Here is a 1,234-nt window from a genome sequence, read left to right on the forward strand (position 1 = left end):
TGCGCGCGGCGCATGGGTGGCGCGCCCGCCCCGCTCAGGCCGCCCCGTTCAGGCCGCCCGGTCGAGCCCGAAGGCGTCGTGCAGCGCCTGCACCGCCAGTTCCATGTACTTGCGGTCGATCAGCACGCTGACCTTGATCTCCGAGGTGGTGATCACCTTGATGTTGATCCCCTCGTCGCGCAGCGTCTTGAACATCTTGGCGGCGACGCCCGCGTGGCTCCGCATGCCGATCCCCACGATCGAGACCTTGGCCACGTCGGTGTCGGCGACCAGCGCGGCGAAATCCACCTCGCCCCGCGCCTTGGCGTCGGCCATCGCCTTCTCGGCGCGCTTCACCTCGTTCACCGGGCAGGAGAAGGTCATGTCCGTCATGCCCCCGTCCGAGATGTTCTGCACGATCATGTCGACGTTGACGCCCGCCTCCGCCAGCGGCCCGAAGATCGCCGCCGCGATGCCCGGCCGGTCCTCCACCTGCGTCAGCGTCAGCTTGGCTTCCTCGCGCGAATAGGCGACGCCCGCCACCACGTTGCTTTCCACGATGTCCTCCTCGGCACAGACCAGCGTGCCCGCGTTGTCGTCGGGCTCCTCGAAGCTCGACAGGACCCTCAGCTTGACCTTGTAGCGCATGGCCAGCTCGACCGAGCGCGTCTGCAGCACCTTCGCGCCGAGGCTCGCCAGCTCCAGCATCTCCTCGAAGGCGATCCGCTCGAGCTTGCGCGCCTTGGACGTGATGCGCGGATCGGTCGTGTAGACGCCGTCCACGTCGGTGTAGATGTCGCAGCGCTCCGCCCCGAAGGCGGCGGCGAAGGCCACCGCCGTCGTGTCCGAGCCGCCGCGCCCGAGCGTCGTGATCCGGCCCTCCGGGCTCACGCCCTGGAAGCCCGCGACCACGGCCACCCGCATGCCTTCGGCGAACTTCGCCAGGATGTTCTCGGGCGGGATCGCCTCGATCCGGGCCGAGGCATGCGCCGATGTCGTCTTCACCGGCACCTGCCAGCCCTGCCAGGACCGCGCGGGCACGTCCATCTCCTGCAGCGTCAGCGCCATCAGCCCCGCGGTCACGTTCTCCCCCGAGGAGACGACGGCGTCGTATTCCCGCGCGTCGAAGAGGGGCGAGGTCTCCTCGACCCAGCCGACCAGCTCGTTGGTCTTGCCCGCCATGGCCGAGACGATGACGATCACGTCGTAGCCGTTGGCGACCTCGCGGCCGACGCGCTTGGCCGCGCGCCGGATC

1 protein-coding gene is annotated in these 1,234 nt (G+C 69.5%); it reads right to left on the reverse strand.

All coding sequences use genetic code 11. The features are described 5' to 3' along the window. Window positions 1-48: 48 nt before the first annotated feature. Window positions 49-1,233 (reverse strand): aspartate kinase, encoded by a 1,185-nt coding sequence (locus ACTS11_RS20960; RefSeq protein WP_442642219.1) that lies wholly within the window; start codon window positions 1,231-1,233, stop codon window positions 49-51. Window position 1,234: the final 1 nt, after the last annotated feature.

This window comes from Roseicyclus sp., assembly GCF_052168335.1.
GTDB lineage: Bacteria > Pseudomonadota > Alphaproteobacteria > Rhodobacterales > Rhodobacteraceae > Roseibacterium.